Annotated in this window: 16 protein-coding genes; 9 read left to right on the forward strand and 7 right to left on the reverse strand. The window is 38.5% G+C overall.

Annotation, left to right across the window (positions count from 1 at the left end):
* Window positions 1–21: 21 nt before the first annotated feature.
* Window positions 22–1,278 carry a C40 family peptidase gene (locus tag AC0KSB_RS02185; RefSeq protein ID WP_472306272.1) on the forward strand — a complete coding sequence of 419 codons (1,257 nt, stop codon included), beginning with the start codon at window positions 22–24 and terminating at the stop codon, window positions 1,276–1,278.
* A gap of 33 nt (window positions 1,279–1,311) precedes the next feature.
* A complete protein-coding gene (locus tag AC0KSB_RS02190; RefSeq protein WP_472306274.1) occupies window positions 1,312–2,964 on the forward strand; it encodes a VanW family protein in 1,653 nt (550 codons plus the stop codon).
* A 103-nt stretch (window positions 2,965–3,067) separates the two neighbouring features.
* Here the strand turns inward: AC0KSB_RS02190 and AC0KSB_RS02195 are convergent, their stop codons facing one another.
* From AC0KSB_RS02195 to AC0KSB_RS02210, 4 genes are all read right to left on the reverse strand, one after another.
* Window positions 3,068–4,579: a PHP domain-containing protein gene (locus AC0KSB_RS02195; protein WP_472306276.1), complete on the reverse strand. Its 1,512-nt coding sequence runs from the start codon at window positions 4,577–4,579 to the stop codon at window positions 3,068–3,070.
* A gap of 17 nt (window positions 4,580–4,596) precedes the next feature.
* Entirely contained in the window at window positions 4,597–5,889 is a 1,293-nt protein-coding gene (locus tag AC0KSB_RS02200; protein ID WP_472306278.1) for a class II aldolase/adducin family protein, read from the reverse strand.
* Window positions 5,890–5,992: 103 nt separating this feature from the next.
* On the reverse strand, window positions 5,993–8,110 hold the full coding sequence (locus AC0KSB_RS02205; protein ID WP_472306280.1) for a hypothetical protein: 2,118 nt from the start codon (window positions 8,108–8,110) through the stop codon (window positions 5,993–5,995).
* A gap of 44 nt (window positions 8,111–8,154) precedes the next feature.
* Window positions 8,155–9,141, reverse strand: coding sequence for a glycosyltransferase family 2 protein (locus AC0KSB_RS02210; protein WP_472306282.1), 987 nt, complete (start codon window positions 9,139–9,141; stop codon window positions 8,155–8,157).
* A 155-nt stretch (window positions 9,142–9,296) separates the two neighbouring features.
* On the opposite strand from AC0KSB_RS02210, the gene tpiA reads away from it, so the two are divergent.
* The 5 genes from tpiA to AC0KSB_RS02235 all read left to right on the forward strand — a co-directional run bounded on the left by tpiA (window position 9,297) and on the right by AC0KSB_RS02235 (window position 18,774).
* The gene (tpiA, locus tag AC0KSB_RS02215; RefSeq protein WP_472306284.1) at window positions 9,297–11,255 is read left to right on the forward strand and encodes a triose-phosphate isomerase; all 1,959 of its coding nucleotides are present in this window, start codon (window positions 9,297–9,299) and stop codon (window positions 11,253–11,255) included.
* An 84-nt stretch (window positions 11,256–11,339) separates the two neighbouring features.
* The gene (gene gpmI, locus AC0KSB_RS02220) at window positions 11,340–12,890 is read left to right on the forward strand and encodes a 2,3-bisphosphoglycerate-independent phosphoglycerate mutase (RefSeq protein WP_472306286.1); all 1,551 of its coding nucleotides are present in this window, start codon (window positions 11,340–11,342) and stop codon (window positions 12,888–12,890) included.
* 170 nt (window positions 12,891–13,060) lie between these two features.
* Window positions 13,061–16,609: a pyruvate:ferredoxin (flavodoxin) oxidoreductase gene (gene nifJ, locus AC0KSB_RS02225; protein ID WP_472306288.1), complete on the forward strand. Its 3,549-nt coding sequence runs from the start codon at window positions 13,061–13,063 to the stop codon at window positions 16,607–16,609.
* A gap of 112 nt (window positions 16,610–16,721) precedes the next feature.
* Window positions 16,722–17,753: a DnaD domain protein gene (locus AC0KSB_RS02230; RefSeq protein WP_472306290.1), complete on the forward strand. Its 1,032-nt coding sequence runs from the start codon at window positions 16,722–16,724 to the stop codon at window positions 17,751–17,753.
* Window positions 17,734–18,774, forward strand: a complete 1,041-nt coding sequence (locus AC0KSB_RS02235; RefSeq protein ID WP_472306292.1) for an ATP-binding protein — start codon at window positions 17,734–17,736, stop codon at window positions 18,772–18,774. Before AC0KSB_RS02230 ends, AC0KSB_RS02235 begins: the two co-directional genes overlap by 20 nt.
* Before the next feature lie 2 nt (window positions 18,775–18,776).
* Here the strand turns inward: AC0KSB_RS02235 and AC0KSB_RS02240 are convergent, their stop codons facing one another.
* A complete protein-coding gene (locus tag AC0KSB_RS02240) occupies window positions 18,777–19,907 on the reverse strand; it encodes a type I phosphomannose isomerase catalytic subunit (RefSeq protein WP_472306294.1) in 1,131 nt (376 codons plus the stop codon).
* A gap of 143 nt (window positions 19,908–20,050) precedes the next feature.
* Here AC0KSB_RS02240 and acpS point away from each other — a divergent pair, with 143 nt between their 5' ends.
* Window positions 20,051–20,422 (forward strand): holo-ACP synthase, encoded by a 372-nt coding sequence (gene acpS, locus AC0KSB_RS02245; protein ID WP_472306296.1) that lies wholly within the window; start codon window positions 20,051–20,053, stop codon window positions 20,420–20,422.
* Between the two features lie 11 nt (window positions 20,423–20,433).
* On the forward strand, window positions 20,434–21,606 hold the full coding sequence (locus tag AC0KSB_RS02250) for a hypothetical protein (RefSeq protein ID WP_472306297.1): 1,173 nt from the start codon (window positions 20,434–20,436) through the stop codon (window positions 21,604–21,606).
* A 163-nt stretch (window positions 21,607–21,769) separates the two neighbouring features.
* On the opposite strand, the gene AC0KSB_RS02255 is transcribed toward AC0KSB_RS02250, so the two are convergent.
* Window positions 21,770–21,967: a large ribosomal subunit protein bL28 gene (locus tag AC0KSB_RS02255; RefSeq protein WP_472306299.1), complete on the reverse strand. Its 198-nt coding sequence runs from the start codon at window positions 21,965–21,967 to the stop codon at window positions 21,770–21,772.
* A gap of 96 nt (window positions 21,968–22,063) precedes the next feature.
* Window positions 22,064–22,963: an RnfABCDGE type electron transport complex subunit B gene (locus AC0KSB_RS02260; protein WP_472306301.1), complete on the reverse strand. Its 900-nt coding sequence runs from the start codon at window positions 22,961–22,963 to the stop codon at window positions 22,064–22,066.
* Window positions 22,964–22,965: the final 2 nt, after the last annotated feature.

A 22,965-nucleotide genomic window follows, 5' to 3' on the forward strand; every position in this document is an offset into this window, starting at 1 on the left:
TATGAAAGTGAAGGAACAGGAATGAAACGGAAAAATATTGAAAAAAAAGGTCAGGATTTAGAACTTCCTTTAGTTCGTAAAGTTGAATCTGAGAATATTTGTAATGATGAAAATGGGAATAGATCATCATACTCCGGATATGGTATTATTACTTTAATATCGGAGAAGATATTTTCATTCAAGGGGAAGAACAATCTAGAGAGAGCCCTCCCGCCTTTGACAGGTGTCCTTGTTGTTTTCACTATGATTTTGCATATGACTATCGGAGCAGGCGCCGCGCTTCGTCCGATTGAACAAATAAATGAATACGAGGAACAGAATTCTTATAAACTAGCAATGCCAGAGCAAGATGTATTGGAAGATGCTTCTTTTAGTAGAGGTCAGTCAGAAAATTTATCTGGTGTTGTTATAAGTGATGATCGAGAATCGGATGAAGATTCTGTAGAAAATGAGTCAGACAAAATAGCTTCTGAAGATGAGATGGAAGAGGAACAAAGTTCAGATATCACTGAGGTTGAAGAAACTTCTGAAACAGAGGTAAATGAACCGTCAATAGAGGAAACCTCTGCAGTAGAAACAGAAGAAGCATTAGTTTTTGAAACGATCGATCAGACTTTGTTTTTAAAATCCAATATGGTAAATATAAGAAGTGAACCGAGTACGGATTCGGATGTGCTTGATACAGCGGCTATTGGACAAAGCATAAGACGCATAGGTGTTTCTGAATTGTGGAGCAAGGTTGCGCTTGATGGTGGTGTAGAGGGATATATTATGAATGAATATCTCACCGAAACACCGCCACCGACTCCGACACCAACTCCAACCCCGGCTCCGACTGCTACCCCTACGCCTGTACCTGCTCCTGAGGTTGTGGTTTCTCCTTCTTCAGCTATAAGTGCTCAGCAGCAACAGGAAATGGTAAGTTTAGCATATTCTTTTATTGGCAACAGATATGTTTATGCAGGCAGCCAACCAGGATCCTTTGATTGTTCCGGTTTTACCAGTTATATCTATAGAACTATGTTTGGAATTGACTTGCCAAGAACTACTACAGGTCAGATTGCCCGTGGCATAAGTGTTCCTATATCAGATATTCAAATTGGTGATATTATCTGTTTTGATTGGAAAAGAAATGGTAGTTGCGATCATGTAGCACTTTATACTGGTAATGGCAGTTATGTTCATGCTTCCTATTCCCGAGGAAGAGTGGCAGAAGGCTCGATAAATTCGGCTACTCAGCAAAATGCGATAATGTCTGTTCGCAGGATTATATATTAAGTTTTCTATTGTAGTAGGAAAGGTAAGATTTTTATGCCTAATCTGGAAAATGAGCAGGTCGTTGATTCTGTTGACTCAAAATCAAAAAGCTTTTTTCGCCGAACCGCTGTCTGGCTTATACCTGTTATTGTAATTGTTATTGCCGCTGTTTCTGTTACTTCATACTATGTAAGAAGTGCTTGGGAGAAAGCCGAACAGGAAAGAATTCTTCAGGAGCAGATACGACTTGAGTCTTTAGAAAAAGAACGTGAACAATACGAAGCTGCAAGAGCAGAAGTAGTAATTGATACTTTTTACGAAGGAATATTTATTGAAAAAATTAATCTTGCCGGCTTGTCCAAGTCAGAAGCAAGCAAAATGATTACTGATGAAATAAATGACCGCCTTGATCAGATAAAATATACTATAACTTTTGAGGGTCAGGAATGGATTTTGACAGCGTCAGATATTGAAGCTGAATACGATATTGAAAAAGTAATAGAAGACGCATGGAAAATAGGTAGGATAAGTGGTGCTCCTGATGAAAAATCAAAAATTTATGATCGCCTTGAACAAATCAATGAATTAAAAGAAGAGCCTGTAATTTTGGATATTCCCTTTAACTATGATCAGAAAAAAGTAAGTGATTTCTTAAAAAGTGAAGCCAAAAATTTAGAAGTAGAACCTGTTGAAGCTACTGTGACTGGATTTGATATAGGCAGCAAGAAATTTATTGTATCACAGCCTGTAAATGGTCTGGCGGTATCGGCAGACGATGTGATAATAGCCATAGATAATGATCTGAATAGCCAGAACTACCAGGCTTCATATAGTTTAAAGAGTGAAGTCATACCTGCGGCAGGTTCTGATTTACCTTCGCGGGTAGCAAATCTTGGTTTGGTTTCGCAGGCGACTACCTACGCAGCAACTCCAGATGCACCTAGAGATAATAATATTAGTTTGATTGCAAAAGCGCTTAATGGGCATGTTGTTTTACCTGGAGAAACTTTTTCTTTTAATGAGGTTGTTGGGCGCAGGACTGTCGAAAAAGGTTATCAGGCGGCGGGAGCCATTTTTGATGGGGCTTTGGTTGCAACTGTTGGGGGTGGAATCTGTCAACCCAATACAACTTTGTATCAGGCTGCCTTAAAAGCTGACTTAAAGATTACAGAACGTCATCCTCACACTTTCCCGAGTTCATATACAACCGTAGGTCTTGATTCAGCTATTGACTGGGGAAGCGCTGATATGAAATTCGTTAATACTACAGACTATCCGCTTGCTATTGTCTGTTGGTATAAAAAGCCGGAAATCACCTTCCAGATTTATGGCAAACCATTGCAGGCTGGTATGACAATAAATCTTAGTGCAGAAACAACAGCGAATGAGCCGCCTGAAGAGCCAATTGAGCAGTTGATACCAGAACTGGCTCCAGGTACCAGAAATTTGAAACGTGCTCCGCACAATATGATGAGAGCTCAGTCCTATAAAAATTACATTTTAAATGGAGAACTCATAAGAACTGAACCTATAACTGCTAGTTATTATCCTCCTATCAGAGCAATATACGAGGTAGGACCTCCTCTTGATCCATCTGAAATGCCCCCCGAAAATCCTGATTTGAATCCTGAATCAGAACAAATTGATCCAACTGTTCCTGAATCAGGAGAACCATTGATTCCTGTTCCAGCACCTGAAGTGGAATAAAAATGCATAAAAAAGTATTCCCGCCAGCCCAAAATGCTGGCGGGTTTTTTGTGTTTTTTATGATTTTGATTAACTCCCGGGATAAGAGTCTTGTCTGCAAAGTTTAATAGAAAAAATGACCATTTCTAAAAAGCGTGGTGTTTTGTTTGTTATGGCCATGATCATCACTACCGCCTGTGCGTAGAAGTCTTAATTTTAATGCAATGTTTGACAAAAGATCTTGCTCTGACTTTTCTGCTTCGCCATGAAAGGCTTCTATTCCGATCAATCCCCAACTACGATATTCTGACAGTCTTAGACTTAGATCTTCAATCATTTTTGTATTGCCGCGTGGTCTACACCAGCCGTATAGTGCAGGATGAGCCAAAACAGGAACCCCACCTGCCAGACGAATTTGCAAAATAGCTTCTCTCAAAGTCGGACGGGGTCTTTCTATATAACCTGGTTTGCCATAACCGAGAATATCCGCAAAGGCTTGAGCTGTTGTTTTAACATAACCTCTTGCTTTTAGAAGAAGTGCCATTTGCATTCTGCCGACACTATAATCTCCGGAGGCGTTTAAATCTTCTAAAGAGATGTCATAGCCCAGAGCTTGTAATGTTTCTACCATTTTTATATTTCTGGCTTCTCTTGCGTTTTGTTGTGCTTCCAGAAATGTTTGCAGATTTTCTTGTCCGCCGTAAGGGAAATAAGCCAGCAAATGTAATTCCCTCTCTTCTTGAACAGATATTTCAACTCCTGGGATAAAAATTATATCCTTTAAGCTATTTATGGCCGAATTATTTGTTTGACTTAAACAATTTTGAACAGTTTTTATCGCAGACATATTATCATGATCTGTTACAGAAAAAGAAGTTAAACCTGCTTTTACAACTCTCCTGCAAACTTCTTCAGGACTGTCACTACTATCAGAAGCAGTTGTATGAATATGAAAATCAGCAGATCCTTCTGTCATACATTTTTCAATAAGCGTCTTATGTTCTGGCCTTGCCAAGAAAAAATAATGATTATTTAATGTTTTATCTGATTTATCATGAAATATATTATCAGGATTTGCAATTAGAATATCCTCTTGATTTTTTTGTATTACAAGCTTTGGACTGAATTCTTCTGTGATTTTTCGAGGAAGTATTATTTGAGTGTTAAAAATTTTTGAGATTATTCCTTCTGTAATTTCTCTCTCTGAAAAATAAATATAATTATTGAAAAGATATTTTATTTTTTGAAAAAGTGGGGTGCTTGTAAAAAGAAAAATAGGTCTTGAATCGTCTTGCCAGCAAAGAATTTCCTTGAGATTGAATTCTTTGATTATAACTTTATATGTGACTTCTCCTTGTCTGGTTTTCAATAAAAAATTCTTTGCTTTTTGTGAATGCTCATGTTTGCCACTATCGACAAGACATAGAACCGCACGATCAAAAAAATCTTTAACACAGTAAAAATAATCTTCATTAAAAACATCTTCAGAATTTTTATTAAAAGAAGAATATAGATTATTTAAAACAAAGATCCGGTCTTCCAGATCTTTGTTAGAGATATCTTTTATATAACTGCAGTCAACAATATCTGGTTGACCATCATATGTCCAGTTATCAGACATAACTGGTATAAGCATATTTTGACTCCTTCGGATTAATCTCTCAAATTAAAAGCCTTATGAATTTCTTTTACTTCCTGATCAGAAATTTGAACAATTGATCCCAGACGCAAACTGCTTATAATCGCATGGGCACTGTACTCCGCTACTTCAAGGCGATCGAAAGCATTTAATAAATTTTGCCCAGTTACGATTACACAGTCATTTTCACAGATGACAACAGGTGTCTTGTGGCTAATAATATCTGCCGTCATTTCAGGTTGCATAAAGCTAGCACCAAAAGGAATTTTTTCGATGTTTCTTAACATGATATAGCTTTCAGGAATTGTTCTTGAGTCAAAAATTGCTTCTGTAACAGCAAAAGCCATTGTATAGGGCGGATGAGCTATCAATATAGAATTTATATCACTGTGTTTTTGATATATCATATTATGCAGTAAAGCTGATCTGCTAGGTGTTTTACCTTCCTCATGGGCATTATCTCTAACAAGTACTAGATCTTCAACTTCAAGATATTTTCTGTCTTTGCCATAAGGTGTTATTAAAAATGAGTTGTCGGAAAGTCTTACGGAATAAGTTCCTTGCGTGCTGGTAAATAAATTCTGGTCATAAGAACGACGGATAAGTTTAATCATGTCACGTCGGGCGGCTTTTTCTTCGCTGCTGTGACCTTCTGGTACAAAAGTTTTTAGAGGAGGATTATTTTTTTGCCGTGAAATATCAATCAATCTATCATCCAGAGTTTTAATATTACCAAGTAAAACAGCATGTTGTTCTATTCTGGCACTGAATTCGAGAGTTTCAAAAGCCATAAAGGCTTTGAATAATGTTTCTGCACCTATAACAATACCATGATTTTCCAGAATGACAGTTGAAAATCCCTCATCAAATTTTTTTGCTATTTTTTCTCCAAGATCGTCACTTCCAGGTAGTCCATATGGTGCCATAGCGATTTTGCCGCATATTAAGTTGACATTAGGTATTAACCGTACATCTGGCAGTCTTCTTACAATGCTGAAGGCAACCAGAGCTGAAGGGTGAGCATGTAGCACGGATTTTATATCAGGCCTTCTTCTGTACACAGACTGATGAAAAGGCAACTCGCTTGACGGTTTGTGTTTACCCTTGACCGAGCCATCTGCTTTTACGCATACCATATCATCTCTGGTTAAACTTCCTTTATCTACTCCGCCTGGTGTAATCCAAAGATCACCTTGTTCGTCCATAATGGACAAATTACCACCAGAGGTAGTTGTCATGCCATAATTATAAATTCTGTCCATTATCATTACTAATTGATCAGCTGGATGTAAAAGATCAAATTTCATCTGTAACCTCCAAATTTTTTTGCCTGACATAAAAACAGTGCTCTTCTGTGCAAATATGTTCAATACATATTATACTCCAGAAGATGTCTCAATAAACAGCATTTCAGTGGTTATTTGGCTTCAAACTATAAATTGCTGCATTATTCTCATGAGGAAAAGCCGCAACTTTTGTGAAGTTATCTTCGTAGAAATTTTCATTAATATAAAACTGATCATGCTGTCTCAATGTGTCGTCGATCAGAAGATAAGCGATGTTATTTTCTTTAGTGAATTTATATATTGAGTCAGGGTTTAAATCTGCGCCACCAAAAAGCCATTGCTCAGTTTCAAAACGCATACCTGTATCATGACCTGCAGACCAGGCATAATAGCTATGTCCAAGCCAAGATAAACGTCCGGTAAGAAAAAACTTATGATAGTGATAGGGGGCTGTTAAGAATACTGCATCTGGTTCCGTATTATCTCTGATCCAGTCTGTCATCGGTGTATTTAGTTCTATTTTATAAGAAAGCTTATTTATATTACGAAAGATATGCCATTCCATTATTCCTGTAATAATTAAAGGTAGAATAATTACCAGCACAAAAGCTCTCATAAGTATTTTTTTGGCTTTTTTCCCGTTTGCCCATAATTTTATCAATAAATCACCAATCCATATATTCAGCATAATTGTGGCAAGCATGATATATTTATGGTTAACAGTTATGTCTGGAGTTAGAGAGACAGTAAAAGCAAAAATCAAAGGGGCAATTGCTGCAAGAGTGAAAAAGCGAATTCTTTTTCCTGAAATGATCACAAAAAGAAAAATAAGCAAAAAAGATAGTCCCATTAACTCAAATAAATATGCCAAAACTCCTGCTATAGAAGTGTCTTCTGAAATGAAACCCCATTGCAAACTGAAGGACACTATTTTTTGAGCTCCGCCAGAAAACAGTTTTGCTTGAAGGAGTGCACCGATAAATGAACCTGAAGCAGCTAATAGATAAAACGCTTTCCCCTCGGATTTTATTGCGAATACGGCTAAAATAATCAGGGTTGTTATTAAAACAGAACCATGCCAGTAGGGCAACATAAATAAAAGCAGGCAAGCAATTAATACTTCCTTCAAATTTGAATTTGTATTTAGCCAGGCTTCTTTGTTTAACCAAAGCTTATTTATATTTTTATTAGAAAAAGTTGGCAGAAATAAAAGAAAAACAAGCAGCATAACGGCTATTGCAGGCATAAGATGGCGTTGGTTTGCGTAGACATTAACTGCCCATAGTCCCCAATCATCATGGGGTGTATTTCCTATAAAAGTTCGTTCAAATTTTATTTCATTGATCCATAGTGCTAAATCTATACCATGTCTTTTATACAAATCGCCCAGATAAGTGAAAAAAGCCATTGAACTTCTGGCAAGTGTAAGTAGCGGAGTAAGATAAAAAACGGCAGATTTGCCAGTTAAAACAACAGCAACGGTACCCAGGAGGATCATGGCACTAACAATACCTAGAATGCTGGGAAGATTAATTGCTGAGGCAAGAGAAAGTCCCAAATAATTCAAATTCCCGCAAAGAAAGAAAAACATAAAATGATAAGAGATTCCATCGCCAGCAAAATGCGGATATTGTGTAGGCCAGTTTTGCCCCTGAGAGAAAGAACTAACAAGTGCTGTATGCGGAGCAAAATCACTGAATACAGAATATCCAGCTGCCAGGTAATTGTTTTCTATCTTGAAAGAGCTTGTCATAAGCCAGGTAGAAAACAATATCAAAAAAAAGCATGTCATAAAGAATAAAATCAGAATATTGCGAAACTTACGATCATTTTTCAAGTAAAAGAGTTGTTTTAGGAAATAGTTTCTGTAATTTAAGTCATAATTGTTTTTAGAAAATATATTTGACCAATTTGAATTTGAAAACTGTTTTCGATGATTTCTCAGTATTTTATTTATTGAGGAATAATAACTTTTTAATAACCATATAAATGATAGGAGCATAATTGTTAAGTTAGCCGGCAAAAGCGGATGAATTGAGCTGTTTTTTAAAACAGCATCAAAAATTAATGCAAAAAGATAAACCAGCCAGCTCAAAAGTATAAATCCCAGCCATAAACCGCCGGCTGCCTGTGCTGCCGGCGCTAAAAAAGTTCCATCCGCACAGTTGCCGGAAAACGACCTTCGGTTTAAACGTAGCCACCAGCTGGCGGTACTGCCGGTAGCCAGCTTCAGGAGTCGCATCCCTAAGCACCAGCAAAGTAATATGTATATAACGGCAAGCATTGTTATTTATTCCCGCCTCTTTCTGTTGCTGATTCTTGATTTTTATTATCTTCTTCCTCATTATCTGAGAACTTGTTTTCTGTCTTCTCAGATATAATATATCTTGGTCTGCCTTTGACTTCTGTAAAAATTCTGGCAATATACATGCCAATTAATCCCAGGCTTAGCATAATACTGCCACCAATTAGCAGCTGCAGGAGAATTACTGTTGTAAAACCACTGGCAGCCTGGCCGCTAAACCAATTGAAAAGTGTTTGGATTGCCAGGATCAAAGATCCTGCAAGTAGAAGCATTCCTAGAAAAGTCACAAATTGCAATGGCATTGCCGAGAATCCTGTTATGGCATTCATACTTAGACCGGCGAGCTTAAACAATGACCATTTACTGCCTCCTGCCTGCCGATCTGCAACTTCAAAGGAAAAGGTTGTTCTCTTAAATCCAAGCCATGCTGATATTCCACGAAAGAAAGTATCATGCTCCTCAAGTTTTCTCCATTCCAGCACTACTTTTTTGTCAAGAAGTTTAAAATCAGAAGCATTTCTTAGATCATAGCCAGAAAAAAGTCGAAACAAGCCATAAAAAACCTGAGCGTTTAATCTACTGGAAAGGCTTTCTTTTCCTCTGGTCGACTTTATGCCTTCAACAACGTCATATCCTTGTTGCCAGAGTTTTATCATTTCAGGAATATGTTCGGGAGGATGCTGCAAATCTCCATCCATAAGAATAACAGCATCGCTGTCGGCGTAGTCAAGAGCAGCACAGATAGCAGCTTCCTTACCAAAATTTCTTGAAAAATGAAGGCCTCTTATGTGAGAATCTTCATTGACAGAATTTTGGATTACCTGCCAGGTACGATCTTTTGAACCATCGTCTACAAGTATAAGTTCATATTGCAGTTTTGTGTCTTCAAGAATGGGTTTAAGAGCTTTTAAAGTAATAGGAATCTGCTCTTCTTCATTATAAAATGGTATCAACAGGGAAATTTTCACAGGACACCTCCGCTTTATTGCTAAATTGACTTATATTTTACCATACCTTTTTTGATTGATAAAAAGGTCTTTTCGGTATACAATACTAGGTGGTTCAAACAATAGACCGTTATATACAGTGTGACTGGTATTAATAATTGAGGAGTGTGACAAAGATGGCCATGATGCAGAAAAAGAATGTAGAAGACCTGAATGTTGAGGGCAAGAGAGTAATTGTCCGAGTTGATTTCAATGTACCTTTAGACAAAAAGACTGGTGAAATAACTGATGATAAAAGAATAGTGGGTGCTTTGCCAACCATAAAATATCTGTCAGAGAACAAAGCGAAGGTTATTCTGGTTTCGCATCTTGGTCGACCCAAGAACGGACCGGAGGCAAAATTTTCTATGAAACCAGCTGCAGATCGTTTAGCTAAGCTTCTGGGCAAACCAGTTGCTCTTGCTTCAGATGTTATTGGCGAAGATGCAAAAGCCAAAGCTGCAGGGCTTGCCGATGGTGAAATTCTTATACTTGAGAATGTTCGTTTCCATAAAGAAGAAACAAAAAACAGTCCTGCTTTTGCTGCTGAACTGGCTTCAATGGCTGATATATATATAAATGATGCCTTTGGAACAGCACATAGAGCACATGCTTCAACGGCAGGTTTAGCAAACTACTTGCCTTCTGCTTGTGGTTATCTTATTCAAAAAGAAATTGATATTATGGGTGAAGCTCTGGCCAATCCTAAAAGACCATTTGTAGCAATCCTGGGAGGGGCAAAGGTATCCGATAAGATAGGTGTTATAGAGAATCTTCTTGAAAAAGTAGATACGCTTATAATTGGCGGTGGTATGGCTTATACTTTTTTTGCTGCCAAAGGTGCAAATATAGGAAGTTCATTATGTGAGACTGATAAAATTGATCTGGCAAAGTCTCTGATGGAGAAAGCGGCAGCAAAAGGTGTTTCACTCCTTTTGCCTGTGGATACTGTTGTTGCTCCTGAATTTTCCGCTGATGCCGAAAGTAAAACTGTTAATTCAAGTGAAATTCCTGATGGCTGGATGGGGCTTGATATTGGTCCAGAAGCTGTAAAAACATATTCTGAGGCTGTAAGCAATGCCGGAACTGTTGTCTGGAATGGCCCGATGGGTGTGTTTGAATTTGAAAAATTTGCTAATGGTACCAGAGAAGTAGCTCGTGCAGTTGCAGATTCATCTGCTATTTCTATTATAGGTGGTGGTGATTCTGCCGCTGCTGTTGAATTACTTGGTTTTGCTGAGCAGGTATCTCATATATCAACAGGTGGAGGCGCTTCTCTTGAATTGCTGGAAGGAAAAGTTCTGCCTGGAATAGATTGTCTTATGGATAAGAATCCACGTCGTACATTCGCTGCAGGAAACTGGAAAATGAATAAAGGTATTCCTTCTGAGGCTGTTAGCCTGATTAATGATTTGAAGGCAAAAGTTTTAGATGCTGAATCAGAAATTGCTTTAGGCGTACCTTTTACTGCTTTAACAGCTGCTCTTGATGCTGCTGCTTACAGCAATATTAAAATAGCTGCTCAAAACTGTCATTTTGAGGATAGTGGTGCTTTTACAGGAGAAATATCCGCTAAGATGCTGGCTGAGATGGGTGTGCCATATGTTATTATTGGTCATTCAGAAAGACGTGAGTATTTTGCAGAAACAGACGAAACGGTAAATAAAAAAGTTAAGGCTGCTTTATCATGGGGTGTGCGTCCTATAATATGTTGTGGAGAAACCTTGGAACAACGTGAAGCAGGTGAAACTTTTGATCTGATCAAAACTCAGATTAAAGCTGCTTTTGCCGATATCCCTGAAAATAAAACACACTTGATAACAATAGCATATGAACCCATCTGGGCCATTGGTACAGGCAAGGTAGCAAGTGATGAGCAAGCCCAGGAAGTTTGTGCATTTATTCGTGGTTTGCTGTCTGAAATTTATAACAGTGATGTTGCTCAGGCAATGAGAATTCAATATGGCGGCTCTGTTAATGCCAAAAACGCTGCCGGGCTGTTTGCTCAAAGTGATATTGACGGCGGTCTCGTTGGTGGAGCTTCTCTGAAGGCTGAGGATTTCAGCGTTATATGTAATGCCGGATCTAATTTGTAAAATTCTACCGTCCGGCGGTAAGTTTTGACTAAGGGCCGCGGATAATTTGTTTATCCCGGCCTTTTTTATCTAGGAGGAATTCTAATGGTAAAATTAAATAAAAGACCAGTTGCTCTTCTTGTTTTGGATGGTTTTGGGTTTAACGAGTCTGCAGTAGGTAATGCTGTAGCTGCTGCATCAACTCCTAATCTCGACAAGTATCGGGCAAATTTCCCAAGCACTCTCGTTCGGACAAGTGGTATGGCAGTGGGATTGCCGGATGGACAAATGGGGAATTCAGAAGTAGGTCATACCAATATAGGTGCTGGACGAATTGTTTATCAGGAGCTTACAAGAATAACTAAATCTGTCCAAGATGGTGATTTTTTTGAAAATGCTGCTCTTTTAAGTGCAGTGGAGAATGCAAAAAAACCTGGACAGGCGCTGCATTTGTTTGGACTTCTTTCAGATGGAGGCGTTCATAGTCATAATGATCATTTATATGCTCTCCTACAGTTGGCCAAAAAAGCTGAACTGGAAAATGTTTATGTTCACTGCTTCTTCGATGGTAGGGATGTGCCACCGGATTCAGCTAAGTGCTATACCGAGGAATTACAGAAAAAACTGCAAGAAATAGGCATAGGCAAGATTGCCTCTATAATGGGTAGATATTATGCTATGGATCGTGACAATCGCTGGGAACGTGTCGAAAAGGCTTACCGTGCGATGGTTACAGGAGAAGGCATTATTGCAGATAATCCTGTCAAAGCAGTTGCTGATTCATACGAATCAGGTGTAATGGATGAATTTGTTGTACCGACCGTAATTGTTGAAAACGGCAAACCGATTGGATTAATCAAAGAAAACGATAGTGTTATATTTTTTAATTTTAGGCCGGATCGCGCACGAGAGATTACTCGTTGTTTTATACAGCCTGATTTTTCCGGCTTTGATTTGCCCAAAGGTTATTTCCCTCTTAAATTTATAACCATGACACAATACGATAAAACTTTTGATCTTTTTCCAGGTTTGGAAGTTGCTTATAGACCGACAAGTCTTGACAATACTTTTGGTGAATATATTTCTAAGAACGGCTTAACACAACTACGCATAGCTGAGACAGAAAAATATGCTCATGTTACTTTTTTCTTTAACGGTGGTGTGGAAAAAGAGTATTCTGGCGAAGATCGTGCCTTGATTCCTTCTCCTAAAGTTGCAACATATGATCTTAAACCTGAAATGAGTGCTTATGAGGTTGCAGCTGAGGCGTTAGACAGGATCAATAGTGAAAAATACGATGTAATTATTCTGAATTTTGCTAATTGTGATATGGTTGGTCATACGGGAGTTTTTGATGCTGCCAAAGCTGCTGTTGAGGCAGTTGACGAATGTACAGGCAAGGTGGTTGATGCAATTCTGGCAAAAGGCGGAACTGTTCTTATCACTGCTGATCATGGAAATGCAGAGCAGATGATAGATCCTGATCAAGGTGGACCTTTTACAGCCCATACAACTTTGCCGGTTGAATTGATTGTTGCAGGAGCAGGGAATGTAGAGTTGAAATCTGGTGTTCTTGCTGACCTGGCTCCAACTATGCTTGATCTTATGGGTCTGGAAAAACCTGTAGAGATGACAGGGAACAGTTTGATAAATTAATTAAATATGTGAAATAGATTTAGATAACAAGCACAATCAAACGATTCGTAATTAACAATATAATTGTCCTGCTTTTACTGTAATAATCTATATATATATGCTATAATAGCTGTTGGTTCTTGACTGAACCGTAGTGATACAAGGGAACAAAATATAAAGGAGAGAGTCACATGGCAAAACAAAAAAAATTCATGACCATGGATGGCAATACTGCTGCAGCATATACTTCATATGCTTTCACAGAGGTTGCCGGCATTTACCCCATTACCCCATCGTCTCCAATGGCAGACTATACGGATCAATGGGCACTTGAAGGTCGCAAGAACATTTTCGGTCAAACCGTCAATGTTGTTGAGATGCAGTCTGAAGGTGGTGCTTCAGCAGTTGTACACGGTTCACTGGCAACCGGTGCTTTGACAACTACTTATACTGCTTCGCAGGGTCTTCTTCTGATGATACCTAATATGTATAAAATGGCTGGTGAGCTTTTACCGGGAGTTTTACATGTAACTGCCCGTGCTGTTGCAAGTCATGCCTTATCTATTTTTGGAGATCATTCAGACGTTATGGCATGCCGACAAACCGGTTTTGCTATGTTGTGCTCTTCAAGTGTTCAGGAAGTTGTAGATTTGGCAGCAGTTGCACATCTTGCTGCAATAAAGGGCAGAGTTCCTTTCCTGCATTTCTTTGATGGTTTCCGTACTTCGCATGAAATGCAAAAAGTAGAAGTTCAGGATTATGATGATTTAGCTAAACTGGTTGACATGGATGCAGTCGAAGCTTTCCGTCAACGTGGTTTGACTCCTAATAAACCGACTCTGCGTGGTACTGCTCAGAATCCAGACGTTTTCTTTCAGGCGCGTGAAGCTTGTAATCCTTACTATGATGCTTTGCCGGCTGTAGTTGATTACTATTTTGATAAAATTAATGAGCTGACAGGTCGTGATTATAAGGCTTTCAATTACTATGGTGCGCCTGATGCGGATCGTGTAGTTGTTTGTATGGGTTCCGGCTGTGAAGCTCTTGAAGAGACTATTGATTATTTGATTGCTAAAGGTGAAAAAGTCGGAATGGTAAAAGTTCATCTGTACCGTCCGTTCTCGACAGAAAGATTGCTGGCTGCAATTCCTGAAACAGCTAAAAAAATCGCTGTTCTTGATCGCACAAAAGAACCTGGTGCGCATGGCGAACCTCTCTTTCTTGATGTTTGTGCCGCTTATACAAGTGTATGCAACGGCCCTATGATTATAAATGGTCGCTATGGTCTTGGTTCAAAAGACACAACACCAGATCAGTTCATGGCTGTTTTCAAAAATCTGGCTTCAGACCAGCCAAAAGTAAACTTTACAATCGGTATTGTTGATGATGTAACTCATCTTTCTCTTCCTACTGAAGAATCAATAGATACTGCTTCTGAAGGAACAGTTGCTGCCCGTTTCTGGGGACTTGGTGCAGACGGAACTGTTGGTGCGAATAAAAACTCTATTAAGATTATTGGTGACCATACAGATATGTATGCTCAGGCCTATTTTTCATATGACTCTAAAAAATCAGGTGGCGTAACCATTTCAGATCTGCGTTTTGGTAAAAATCCAATCAGATCTACTTATCTGGTTAATAAAGCCGACTTTGTAGCTTGTCATAATCAGTCATATGTTGACAAATATGATATGCTTGCTGCACTTAAACCAGGCGGTATATTCTTGCTGAATACTCTTTGGACAGATGAGGAAATAAGTAAGCATCTGCCTGCTGAAATGAAGCGTTATATAGCTAAAAATAATATTAAATTCTACACGCTTGATGCTGTTACCAAAGCTGTTGAAATAGGTCTTGGCGGACGTATTAATACAATTTGCCAGGCTGCTTTCTTTAAGCTTGCCAATATTATACCTGTTGAAGATGCTGTTAAGTATATGAAGCAGGCTATTGTAAAATCATACGGAACCAAGGGTGACGAAATTGTCAACATGAACTATGCTGCTGTTGATGCTGGCATTGATGCAGTTAAAGAGTTCAAAGTTCCTGCTGACTGGGCTGATGCTGCTGACGATGATAAGGTAATGAAAGAAATACCTGCTTTCATAAGAGATGTCGTAGAAGTAATGAATGCACAGAAAGGTGATTCATTGCCGGTAAGTGCTTTCAGTGGTCGTGAAGATGGTACTTTCCCACAGGGCACCAGTCAATACGAAAAGCGTGCGATCGCTGTCAATATTCCTCAATGGATACCGGAAAACTGTATACAGTGTAATCAGTGTTCTTATGTATGTCCACACGCTGTAATCCGTCCTGTTCTATTAACTGATGAAGAGGCTGGTAAAGCTCCGGAATCATTTGTAGCCAAAAAAGGTATGAAACCTTATGATTCTTTCCAGTATCGCATCCAGGTTTCAGCATTAGACTGTACAGGTTGCGGTTCTTGTGCAAGTGTATGTCCTTCCAAGAATAAAGCTCTCGTTATGTCTCCTATTGGTGAGAACATGATAGAAGCCGATAATTGGGAATATGCACTTACTGTTGAACCAAAACAAAATCCAATGAGTAAAAATACTGTTAAAGGCAGCCAGTTTGAACAGCCTCTGTTAGAGTTCTCAGGAGCATGTGCAGGTTGTGGTGAGACTCCTTATGTTAAGCTGATTACTCAGTTGTTTGGTGATCGTATGCAGATTGCCAATGCTACCGGTTGTTCCTCAATCTGGGGTGGATCCGCTCCTTCAATGCCTTACACAACAAATAAATGCGGGCAGGGTCCTACATGGGGTAACTCACTGTTTGAAGATAATGCTGAATATGGTATGGGTATGCACCTTGGTGTAAAACAACTGCGTTCACGCATAGTTGCATTTGCCGAAGAATTGATCGCTGCCGGTGCTGATGAAGAAATAACAAAAACAGCACAGGCATGGATTGATGCAAAAGAAGACAGTGATAAAACACGTACAGTTAGTGAATCTTTTGCCAATGCCCTCAAAGCTTATAAAGGATCTGACGCTGCCGCTAAAAAATTAATTACCAAACTTCTGGAGCTTGAAGATTACTTTGTTAAACGTTCTACCTGGATTATCGGTGGTGACGGCTGGGCATATGATATCGGCTACGGCGGTCTGGATCATGTTTTGGCATCAGGAGAGGACATCAATGTTCTGGTTCTTGATACCGAGGTATATTCAAATACCGGTGGTCAGTCATCTAAGGCTACACCAACAGGTGCTGTTGCTCAGTTTGCTGCCGGCGGTAAACCGATCAAGAAAAAAGATCTTGGTTTGATGGCTGCGACTTATGGCTATGTATATGTTGCCCAGATAGCTATGGGTGCAAATCAGACACAGACACTGAAAGCTTTTGCAGAAGCTGAAGCATGGAATGGTCCTTCAGTAGTTATAGCTTATGCTCCTTGTATCAACCATGGTATGAAGGGTAATCTGACTGTTTCACAGCGTCAGTCAAAAGATGCCGTTGATTGTGGTTACTGGCATTTGTACCGCTTCAATCCTGTATTGAAGAAGGAAGGCAAAAATCCTTTTGTTATGGATTCAAAGAAACCTTCCGGTGATTTCCAGGCATTCCTTAGAAGTGAGGTTCGTTATACCACCTTGTACAAGAAATTTGATAAGGAAAAGGTAGATGCAATCTTTAATCTGGCTGAAGATCATGCCAAAGAGCGTTATGAGAATTATGTTCGTATGGCTGCTGATCTATCATCATTAGAGGGTTGATAATTATTTTATAAATCAACCTGCTGCTCCTGAGCAGTATATGATAAAAAGTGTTATAATAAAACCCCGTCAAGAAGACGGGGTTTTATTTTGTCGAGGGGGAGAATATTCTATGAAGCTCGAAGAGAGTCACAAACTGTTGTTGTCCGATACTCTGGTTCCTGATATATTTATTGCAGAATACTTGCCCTCTTTAGATGGGCTGGCTGTTAAGCTTTATATTTATTTGCTACTTGCTGTAAAAAATAAAAGCAGAATAAATGAAAATGATCTTGCAAGAAGAATGGGTACGGAGCTGGATCATATTAAAGTGGCACTGCTTTCACTGGCAGATTTAAAACTCATTAATATAAGTGATGATGGTCTGGAGATATGTGATGTTAAAGCTCAGGAAATTGAACGCATATACAGGCCTAAAACAAGCTCAACACCACTGGAAATAATATCTCATAATAATGTATTTAGTCAGCGGGAAAAATTATTATCTGATATTTCCAAAACTTTTTTCCAAGGATTGATGTCGCCGTCTTGGTATTCAGAAATAGATAGTTGGTTTGACAAGTATCATTTTGAACCAGAGGTAGTATATGCTTTGTTTCAGGAATGCTCCAGACGCAAAAAACTGGATAACAAAGCTTATATAAATAAAGTAGCAGAGAATTGGGCTTCACGCAGAATTATTACTTATCAGGATCTTAACAGTTACTTTTTGTCATATGAAAAAATTAATAAAATGGTTAAAAAAATAGGCAAAAAGTTGCGTAAAAATATGACAGAGTATGATGAAGAAATTGTATCTAAATGGGTTGAAAAAATGGGATATGATTTTGATATTATAGAAATTGCACTTAGAAAAACTGTTAGACTCTCCCACCCAAATCTCTCATATATTGATAAAATACTACAAGAATGGTTTTCACACCAGCTCAGAGATTTGGAATCCATTAATGCATACGAACAGGAAAAAGCAGCAAGAATTGGAGCTGTAAGAAATAATCAAAATAAAAAAACTGAATATAAGCCGGCAAATATGGGTAATTTTGAACAGAGAAATTATAGTAATGATTTTTTTAAGGAGTTCTATGAACCTGTGGATCTGAAAGATACTAAGGAGGCAGAGCAAAGTGAATCAATCGATAAGTAAAGCTGTTGCAGCTGCATATGAACACAGAAGAGATCGAGCAGAAAAGGAACGTCTGCAAAATATCGATAAAATATATCTTAAATATCCTGAGATCGAAATTATTGATAGAGAGATAGCTTCGGCAGGTGCAGCCATGCTTTTTGAAGCAATCGATCCCGAGAGACCTCGTTTAGCTGCAATCAAAAAAAAAGAGCTGGAAAAAAAGAGAGCAGATTTTATCCTTGCACACAATATAAGTGCTGATTTTGATCAGCCGGTATTTCATTGTAAAGCATGCAAAGACACAGGAATGGAAAAACAACATCTATGCAGTTGCTATAGACAGGTCATGATGCCTCTGTTAATAGAACATGCTAATTTGAAGAATCTTAAAAATATTAAATTTGATCAGTTCGATGAAAGTCTTTTTTCCGATAAAGTCGATGTGGAAAATAATAAAAGCGATGTGTCACCACGCAAGAATATTTCTGCAATTAAGAATTCTGTTATTAAATATGCAGAGGCTTTTGCAATGAAAAAAACAGAACTTATTGCATCAGAGAAATTAGCCGATAATTTATTGTTTATGGGTAAACCAGGGACGGGTAAGACTTTTCTTATGGCTTGTCTGGCCAATACTTTTCTTGAAGAAGGTTCAATGGTTTTTTATGTGAGTGCACCAGAATTGTTTGAAATACTCAATGAGCTTAGGGTTTTGCAATCATCCTTTCAGCCTGATCCAGTAAGAATGGAGCAGGTATCTGCTTTATATGATAGTATTTTGCATGCGGATTTGTTATTGATTGATGATCTAGGGACAGAAAATAAAGGAGCCAGCAGATACAGTGAACTACTGACTCTAGTAGACAGAAGACTTGCTCCTGGACTTCATACTGTAATATCAAGCAATGCCGATGCCGGAGCTATTAAGGCTTCGTATGATGAAAGATTGTTAAGCCGACTAATGGGCAATTACGCAATTTACAGATTTTTTGGTGATGATATACGATTGCAGTTAAGTCGCAGACGCCGTGGATTATGATTTCAGTCAATATCCGGCAAAGGAGTAATTGCAACTGATGGAGAAAGAATTTCAAAAGCCTTTCTAACAGATATTTCTGCAGGTTTTGGCAGGCCTGGATTGAATGAAAGGTATTTATCAGCGTTTTTGCCAAAATCAGAAAAATCAGGAGTTGTCGCTGTCAGTAAATTTAAATTACCGGCTATTTTCCACTTGTTGATACAGGCTGGAATAAGAACTGATTCTCCCTGTTTAATTTCAATTTCATGTGTATGCTCAGATTGCTGCCAGAACAGCATTCCCTGACCAGCGATAACAGTAATTGTATTAAACCTTTTAATCAGATCATCAGAATCAATACTTGTCTTTACTTTCCATTTTTCAACTTTGAAGTATTTATTTAATGCAAGCAATTCAATAATATTGCCTTTTTCTTCATAAATTTTTGCACCAGACTTTAAAACATTTTCGCCAAAATTAAAGTCAATCACATCAAGTGCTTTTTCTATGTGAAGAGGGCGGCTTTGTCCAGACTGATCTTTTCTGTCATAATCATAAACCCTGTATGTTGTATCAGAATTCTGCTGAATTTCACAAATAAGAAGCCCTTTTCCTATAGCATGTAAAAGTCCTGCTGGGATATTGATAATATCTCCTTCCTGAACATTTACATAATTCATACATTCATTCAATGTTCCGTCAGCAACAGCCTGAGTAAAACTTTCACGTGTTACACCAGGCTTGGTTCCTATTATCAATTTGCTTCCTGGTTTTGCCGAAACGATGTACCACATTTCATTTTTGCCATATTCTCCATTCTCAAGTATAGATGCCTGTTTATCATTAGGATGTACCTGCACTGATAAATCATCACAAGCGTCAATTAGTTTTATGAGAAGTGGAAATTTATAGCTTTCCTGCTGATCAAAATATTCTCCTAAAAGATCGGAAGCATATTCTTGTAAAATATAGTTTAGAGTTTTCCCTTTTAGATCTCCATTTGAAATAACTGACATTCCATTTGGATGAGCTGATATTTCCCAGCTTTCTGCTACTATGCCTTCATCAGGCAATTTTTTGCCCAATATGGAAAGTGTACGACCACCCCATAGGTAATCCTTGTAAACATTATCAAATTTGAACGGATATAACATTAGGTCACCTTCTTTATTATTTTTTGCCATGCTATAATTAAAACAGTCTGTTCATTGCTTTTCAAGTAATAAATAAAGTTGATAAAGTTTTGTAAAAATATTCTATGAAGCAGTGAAAGATAATTATTCAGAGGATATATTATATGAATATAAAATGTGGAAATGATCTGATAGGAATAAACAGAATTGAAAAAGCTATTAAAAAATCAGGAAAACCTTTGCTGGATCGAATATGGACTGAAAGAGAGCAGAGTTTTTGTAGATCAAGTGCTGGTCTTGCAGGGCGCTTTGCCGCTAAAGAAGCAATTGCCAAGGCATTGGGTTCAGGTATTGGTCCCAAAGGGGTGCGATGGACAGATATTGAAATACTACGTAAAGAAAACGGTGCTCCTGAAGCTTTTTTGCATGCTGCTGCTGCAGATCTTTATAAAGAAATAGGTGGTATTTCTTTAAGTATAAGTCTTAGTCATGACATGGATCTGGCACAGGCTTTTTGCGTTATTTTGTGTGATTGAGGAGAACAATCTTGGGATTAAAGAAAAAACCAGGCGGTTTTAGACCGCCAAGAAAAGTTGAGGAATACTGGAATCTTTATAAGAAAGGTCTATATGTCGAGAAACCATCGAGGAAGCTTCCGGCATGGTTTGTCCCTCTGCTCATTTTCCTGCTTATAATAACCATTGTCTTCTGGGCTGCTCCGATGGCTTTGTCGCGCTTGCAGATCCGCGTTGAAGACAGTTCTGATCATAATAATGATGTGTATATATATGAAGAGAATGTGTGGACTGTAAACAAGCCTGTGGCAGATGTTTTTGATCGTGCCGATCTAAAAGCAAAGCGTCTGACTCAAGTGCTTTATAATGAGCCTGTGACAGTAATTGATGATGAAAATACTGTATGGGGCTTTAGAAAAGTTGCGCTGACCGGAGGAAATACAGGGTTTATGCTTGCTACTGACCTGATGTCCTCAAGTGATAGTATAGAACCTGCTTTGGCTCAATATAAAACAATTGTATCTTCAAGTTCTAAGCGTATTATGAGCCATGCCCGAAGTGGTACTATGCTGGTGGAAGTGATGATGGGAACAACATTGTTTGCAGATTATAGAGGAGATGGAATTTTAAGAGTGCGTCTGCCAGATGGCGGTTATGGCTGGGTCAGTGAAGATGGTTTACTGGTGATTTTACCTGATCAATCTATTGAGATAAACGAAGATGGTGCAAGATATTACTGTAATACTGCTATGTCATTTCATAATGTAACTGTTCTGGATCAGGGTCAATCAAGAGATGGTGTTTCCGTAGAGGGGATTGCAAGAATTGCGGGTATAGTCAATGGTATTGAATTGCCAAGAACTATTGAAGAACAAATTCATGCTGGTAAAGATGTATCCCTTGCTTATATAAACAGTCAAGAAAAGACCGATCAAGATGAAGAAAATGATGAAAGTGCGGGAAATAATGAAAATCAGTCCGCTGTCAACAAGACTAACGGATTTGATTTGAGTGTCCTGAGACCTGCCGACCTGGTCTTTGTTGATGATGCAGCAAATCCTGGAATTCCTGTATCAATGGCAATAGTAATGGAAAACGGACAATTTTTAATGGCGAAATCTGGAAGCACCTCAATACAATTGGTAGATCCTGTTCAAATAGCAGATTGGACAAACAGAATTATTTCAGTTAGAAGGCTATTTTAAACAATAATAAAAAATTAGTCAGTTATGTTTAATTTAGAAATGCCGGTATAAATAGTAAAGTTTCAGGCAATAAGTAAACCACAAAAAAGGATATCAGCTAACTGATATCCTTTTGCATTCTGCGTAAACCCGTCAAGCGACAAAACATGTCGTCAACGCAGCTTCAGGACCTCTTAACCGCGTTGGAACGGAGGCACCTGGTGCAAACATGCATTGTTGTGGGAGTTCCATTTACAACAACCCTCACGGTGCGAATATTTGGTTTCTGCTTTGTTAGAGCGCGACGTGATACCTGTGAACGGGTAATGCTGATTTTTCTGCCAGAGAGTAAGTCTTTCTGACATACCTCACACTTAGCCATTTGAACACCTCCTTACGTTTTGTGCTAAAACGTGCACAAGGAATAATATCATAATACATATCTAAAAGCAAGCTTATAAGTGCAAATCAAAAAAAATTAGTTATCTTCTTTGCCGGTTGACGGCCATGTTCCCGGTTTTGAAGGTAATCCGTTGTGGATTGTTCCTGTAGGGCATTCCATTAAACATTCACCACAGTAAGTACATTTTTCATGATCGATGATGGCAAGAGTTCCTTCCATGCTTATTGCATCATATTTACAAGCCTTATAACATCGACGGCAGCCTATACAACCGACACTGCAATTTTTCCTTGTCTGTGCACCAGGCCATTTGTTTTTGCACTGAACTGCGTACATATTAAGATGTTTTGGTACTATTTCGATTAAATTTTTGGGGCAAGTTTGAACACAAAGACCGCAGGCTGTACATTTATCTGCATTAATCCTAATTATCCCATTTTCCTTATATATAGCGTCAAAATCGCATATTTCCATACAATCACCAAAACCTATGCAGCCATAGGAACAGGAATTGGGGCCAGAGAAAAGACTATGTGCTGCGGCGCACGTTTTTGTGCCGGAATATTCATAACGCTTGCTTGTATGGTCTAATGTTCCGTTACAAAACATATAAGCTACTTTTGGTCTGAAATCAGGTTCACCTAATCCGAGATATTCAGCTAGATTTCTGGCGGTTTTTGCTCCACCGACCGGGCATTTAGCAGTATCATCATTTCCTTCGGCCAGATATTGAGCATAAGCTTCACAACTGCTAAATCCACATGCCCCGCAATTTGCGCCCGGAAGTAAATCTTTTAGTTTTTCCAGCTTTTCATTTATGGGTACCGCAAAAAATTTAGCTGTTATAAGAATTATTGTCCCTAAAACAAAAGCAATTAGGCCACCTATTGCTATCGGTAGAAGTATAGCATGCACATCTATGGTTGCTTTGATATTTGCGATCATTACTGTGTAAAATACACTGAAAAATTCCATTT

The organism is Ercella succinigenes (assembly GCF_900002895.1).

What these genes read in the sequence shown, in the direction of transcription:
- AC0KSB_RS02205 (WP_472306280.1), bottom strand. Translation starts at nt 8,110, where the DNA reads ATGCGACTCCTGAAGCTGGCTACCGGCAGTACCGCCAGCTGGTGGCTA.
- AC0KSB_RS02240 (WP_472306294.1), bottom strand. Translation starts at nt 19,907, where the DNA reads ATGTTATATCCGTTCAAATTTGATAATGTTTACAAGGATTACCTATGG.
- AC0KSB_RS02185 (WP_472306272.1), top strand. Translation starts at nt 22, where the DNA reads ATGAAACGGAAAAATATTGAAAAAAAAGGTCAGGATTTAGAACTTCCT.
- AC0KSB_RS02260 (WP_472306301.1), bottom strand. Translation starts at nt 22,963, where the DNA reads ATGGAATTTTTCAGTGTATTTTACACAGTAATGATCGCAAATATCAAA.
- AC0KSB_RS02195 (WP_472306276.1), bottom strand. Translation starts at nt 4,579, where the DNA reads ATGCTTATACCAGTTATGTCTGATAACTGGACATATGATGGTCAACCA.
- AC0KSB_RS02230 (WP_472306290.1), top strand. Translation starts at nt 16,722, where the DNA reads ATGAAGCTCGAAGAGAGTCACAAACTGTTGTTGTCCGATACTCTGGTT.
- AC0KSB_RS02190 (WP_472306274.1), top strand. Translation starts at nt 1,312, where the DNA reads ATGCCTAATCTGGAAAATGAGCAGGTCGTTGATTCTGTTGACTCAAAA.
- gpmI (WP_472306286.1), top strand. Translation starts at nt 11,340, where the DNA reads ATGGTAAAATTAAATAAAAGACCAGTTGCTCTTCTTGTTTTGGATGGT.
- AC0KSB_RS02255 (WP_472306299.1), bottom strand. Translation starts at nt 21,967, where the DNA reads ATGGCTAAGTGTGAGGTATGTCAGAAAGACTTACTCTCTGGCAGAAAA.
- acpS (WP_472306296.1), top strand. Translation starts at nt 20,051, where the DNA reads ATGAATATAAAATGTGGAAATGATCTGATAGGAATAAACAGAATTGAA.
- AC0KSB_RS02200 (WP_472306278.1), bottom strand. Translation starts at nt 5,889, where the DNA reads ATGAAATTTGATCTTTTACATCCAGCTGATCAATTAGTAATGATAATG.
- nifJ (WP_472306288.1), top strand. Translation starts at nt 13,061, where the DNA reads ATGGCAAAACAAAAAAAATTCATGACCATGGATGGCAATACTGCTGCA.
- tpiA (WP_472306284.1), top strand. Translation starts at nt 9,297, where the DNA reads ATGGCCATGATGCAGAAAAAGAATGTAGAAGACCTGAATGTTGAGGGC.